The following is a 3,729-nucleotide window of genomic DNA, read 5'->3' on the forward strand; positions in this document are numbered from 1 at the left end:
CTTGAATCACGATCAAGCCCGAAGTGGAATCCTGAATATCAACAACCCCTAAGCAAGCAAATCAAATATTCAGCCCCGCTGCCTGGTGAGGGCTGGGCGTTCACTGGCCGGCTCAGCAACTCCGGCAGTCAGGCTTACAGATTTCTGCAGGTCGCAGCCGCCGAAGGCTGGATTTCAACCGGCGAATTCGTCGAGGAGCTCGAAAATGCACGTCGCCCATAACCAATTCCTTTCCCGACTGCGCGCCTTCGACGACGACGCCACCGCCTTGAAGGCCGGGATGTTTTTCCGAGCCGCGCTGCATAAAGGCGATGATCTCGCAAAGGCCTGGTGCGGGAAAAACGGTGTCGTTCTGCAGAAGGCCCAGGGCGAGCTGTCCGGTCCGGCCGGCGGCTTCCTCGTTCCGACCGAAATTGAGGCGGGCATCATCAAGGTTCGCGCCCTGGCAGGCACGTTCCGACGCAACGCCGACGTGAAACGCATGGGTTCGGATTCGCGCTCATTCCCTCGTCTGAATACCGGCTTGACGGCCGCCTTCGTTGGCGAGAATGCGCTGATCGCCGAGCAGGATCGTGCTTGGAGCACCGTCGCACTCAACGCAAAAAAAGCGGCGGCGCTGTCTCGCATGTCCAGCGAACTCGGGGAGGATGAGACGGTCGACCTTGGCCAGGACTTCGCCGAGGATGCCGCCTACGCTCTGGCAGCGCTGGAGGACTCGTGCGGCTGGAATGGCGACGGCACCAGCCCATACGGCGGCATCACTGGCGTGAACGTCAAGCTGATCGACGGCACTCACACCGCATCCGTCATTACCGCACCCGGCAGCGCCCACGACACCTTTGACGAACTCGACGCCACAGACCTGGCCGCACTGGTGGCGCTGTGCCCTGAATATGCTCTACCGAGCGCAAAGTGGTTTTGTTCGGCCTATGCCGTTGGACGCACATTCGCACGGCTTGGCGCCACCGCTGCCGGCATGACCATGACCGCAAGCGGTCCACGACCGATGATGCAGTATCTTTCATGGCCGATCGAGCCGATCCCGAGCCTGCCCGGCGCTGGCGACCAGTCTGGCAAGGTGATGATTGCCTTTGGGGATCTCAGCCTGGCTGCCACGCTCGGCGACCGACGCGGCGTGACCGTCCAGACGACCGAAGACAGGTACATGGAGTACGATCAGATCGGCTGCCGTGCGACCGAGCGGTTCGACATCAACGTTCATGATCTCGGCGACACCACAACTGCCGGACCACTCGTCGCGCTGTTGGGGAACTAGAGCCATGCGCTATCTCGACATCGAAATGGTCAATCCACCGTTCGGCGTATCGGCCGAACCCCACAATGATCGGGTCCGGCTGGTTCTCAAGACCCGACTTGGCGAGCTGCTGGCCGTCGATATGACCAAGGAGGTGGCAGCCGCCTTGGCGAAGTCGCTGGGCGCCGCGCTGAAGGATCTCGGCAAATGACTGAGATCGTCCGCCACGCATCGCCAGCCGTCCTGAAGTTCGCTGGAGCCGGCATCGGCGCCCGACAGGTCCGCGCCATCGTCTCGACCGGCGATGTTGATCGCCAAGGCGATATCATCGATCAGGCTGGCATCAAGCTCGACGCCTTCCGCAAGTCGCCGACTGTCCTTTGGCAGCACGATTCCGATCATCCCATTGCCAAGGCACTGAGCGTCAACGTCGAAGGCGGCAAGCTTGCTGCCCTGGTGCAATTCCCCGACGAGGGCGTGAGCGCCAAGAGCGACGAGGTGTATGGGCTCATCAAGGCCGGCGTCGTCAACAGCACGTCAATCGGCTTCCTGCCGTTGAAGTGGCAGCCGATCGACCCGACAAAGCCATGGGCCGGGCAGAAGTTCACTAGCTGCGAAATGCTTGAGTTCAGCTTTGTCAGCGTGCCAGCAAATGCGGGCGCCCTGATCACCGGCAGATCCGCAAGCAAGACGCCGCGTCTCGATGCAGCACGCCTGCGCCTGGCACAGATGGTGGCAGCCAAATGACACAGTTTCAGCATGCGGCCTTTGAGACGGGCAGCCATGCTTGCCGGCGACTGGTGGGAATTCACTGGTCGCCGGCACTCCGTTCAATCGTGCACTCCACGATTTCCCGCTTGGTCGTAACCGTGAACGTCGGCCAGGCGGTGACCTATCAACGGGAGGCCTGCACATGCTGATCGGTCACAAGACAGCAATCCGCACTGGCGTCGTTGTAAGCTGGCAGGCCGAGCGCGGCTTCGGCTTCATCCGTCCCGATGGTGCCGATCGCGACCTGTTCGCCCATGTAACCAACCTCGCAGGCTTCGACGAGCTGCACGTCGGCGCCAAGGTCTCATTCGACGATGGCATCAGCGAGCGCTCCGGCAAGCCTGAGGCGCGCAACATCAGGCTGGCAAACTGATGAACAAGGTCCGCAACGAAGCAGAGTCCGACAGGCTCACCGTCGAAGCTGGCGGGGTCATCGTGATCAGGTCAGGCGGCATCCTTCGCGCTGAAGCTGGGGCGATCCTCGACATTCCCGAACAGGTGGAGTTCTTCGCCGGCATGACCTTCACCCTGTCAATGCGGGAGAGGTTCATCAGGACGACAAGTTCAAGCGCGGTGTCGATCATCGTTCCGCCTTACTCGGCCGTGCCGTTCGTACCCGGTACATCGCGCATCGTCGTTCAAGGGGGCACAGGTCAGGTATCATTCGTTGCGGGGCAAGGCGTCACCATCAACACGCCTGAGACCCTGAGCATCGCCAAGCGCTACGCCACCGCAATGGTCATCGCGACCGACACCCAGGACGTTTGGGATCTCTGCGGCTACCTGGAAGCAGCATGACCAAGGGGGTCTGCCATCGTAAAACCGAACGGGTGCCCCAACCGCTCCGGGGTCACGGAGAGATTTTTTCTACCCGTTTGAATATTTCAGGGGTCTGAAATGGCCAAACCGCCAGCAAAACCGCAGAAATCCGCCATTTCGCTCGCTCCGACATGGATGAATCCGCGTCAAAAGGGCGAATTTTCCGCTCTCTTGGCGACTGAAAAGGGCTGGAAAGGCTTCGCAACCGCAGGGGAACTGGAACTGCTCGCCGACTATGTCGATCTTCGATCCCGGCTCGACGGGATGCGCAAGCTGGTGCGATCAGCACTGCGGAAGAAAGACGCGGGCCAGGTCATGGCGCTGAACCGCGAGATCAACTCGACGATCGATCGATCGCAGCGGCTCGCCAACGAATTGCGGCTGGTCGACAAGGAAACGGCCGTAGCGGAGCGTAGGCGATGACCGCCCGCGAACTGCTCGCCGCCAGCCACGCGCACATGACACAGGAAGAGGATGCAGCCTGATGGTCTGGTTCGCAACACCAGGGAAGTCGAATGCTGGTGCGCATTGGGTCCAGACGCCACCGGAGAACACCGCCACGCAGCCGGAGCCGGTTTCGGCCGCGTCGCCGTATTCGGTTTCCAAGGTTCTTGGCCGCCCTATCCCGATCGTCATCGGCACCTACAAGGTCGATGGGATCCCGGTCATTGGTGGTGCTCGCACCGACACCAAGGTCACCGGTTACAACACCATCCACATCTGCTGGGGGCCGGAAGCCGGCTATCCTCCGGGCACGAATTTCATCGGCCAGGGCGGCACCGGCTACGATGCCGTGGTGCCGATATCATCCTCCGAACAGGTGGCCGCACTTGGTTATCTCTTGGCCTTCGATCCCTTCGGCGATGGCTACCAACTGGTCAGCG

8 protein-coding genes are annotated in these 3,729 nt (G+C 61.4%); all 8 read left to right on the forward strand.

The features are described from left to right. Positions 1–222, forward strand: a 222-nt coding sequence (locus tag AC07FD_RS36500; protein ID WP_478353770.1) for a hypothetical protein, incomplete at its 5' end; no start/stop codon positions are given. Positions 223–268: 46 nt separating this feature from the next. Beyond that, a complete protein-coding gene (locus AC07FD_RS36505; RefSeq protein WP_478353771.1) occupies positions 269–1,276 on the forward strand; it encodes a phage major capsid protein in 1,008 nt (335 codons plus the stop codon). A 4-nt stretch (positions 1,277–1,280) separates the two neighbouring features. Beyond that, on the forward strand, positions 1,281–1,466 hold the full coding sequence (locus AC07FD_RS36510) for a hypothetical protein (protein WP_478353772.1): 186 nt from the start codon (positions 1,281–1,283) through the stop codon (positions 1,464–1,466). After that, positions 1,463–2,002, forward strand: a complete 540-nt coding sequence (locus AC07FD_RS36515; RefSeq protein ID WP_478353773.1) for an HK97 family phage prohead protease — start codon at positions 1,463–1,465, stop codon at positions 2,000–2,002. Before AC07FD_RS36510 ends, AC07FD_RS36515 begins: the two co-directional genes overlap by 4 nt. Positions 2,003–2,168: 166 nt before the next feature. After that, complete coding sequence (locus AC07FD_RS36520; RefSeq protein WP_478353774.1) at positions 2,169–2,399, forward strand: cold-shock protein; 231 nt, start codon at positions 2,169–2,171, stop codon at positions 2,397–2,399. Beyond that, positions 2,399–2,824 carry a hypothetical protein gene (locus AC07FD_RS36525; RefSeq protein ID WP_478353775.1) on the forward strand — a complete coding sequence of 142 codons (426 nt, stop codon included), beginning with the start codon at positions 2,399–2,401 and terminating at the stop codon, positions 2,822–2,824. The genes AC07FD_RS36520 and AC07FD_RS36525 overlap by 1 nt, the downstream gene beginning before the upstream one ends. A 99-nt stretch (positions 2,825–2,923) precedes the next feature. Continuing rightward, entirely contained in the window at positions 2,924–3,268 is a 345-nt protein-coding gene (locus tag AC07FD_RS36530; RefSeq protein ID WP_478353776.1) for a hypothetical protein, read from the forward strand. Between the two features lie 61 nt (positions 3,269–3,329). After that, the coding region (locus AC07FD_RS36535; RefSeq protein ID WP_478353777.1) for a hypothetical protein at positions 3,330–3,729 on the forward strand (400 nt) is incomplete at its 3' end.

Source organism: Mesorhizobium waitakense (assembly GCF_056431085.1).

Coding starts and splice junctions, on each gene's coding strand:
- AC07FD_RS36510 (WP_478353772.1), top strand. CDS start 1,281: ATGCGCTATCTCGACATCGAAATGGTCAATCCACCGTTCGGCGTATCG.
- AC07FD_RS36515 (WP_478353773.1), top strand. CDS start 1,463: ATGACTGAGATCGTCCGCCACGCATCGCCAGCCGTCCTGAAGTTCGCT.
- AC07FD_RS36520 (WP_478353774.1), top strand. CDS start 2,169: ATGCTGATCGGTCACAAGACAGCAATCCGCACTGGCGTCGTTGTAAGC.
- AC07FD_RS36525 (WP_478353775.1), top strand. CDS start 2,399: ATGAACAAGGTCCGCAACGAAGCAGAGTCCGACAGGCTCACCGTCGAA.
- AC07FD_RS36530 (WP_478353776.1), top strand. CDS start 2,924: ATGGCCAAACCGCCAGCAAAACCGCAGAAATCCGCCATTTCGCTCGCT.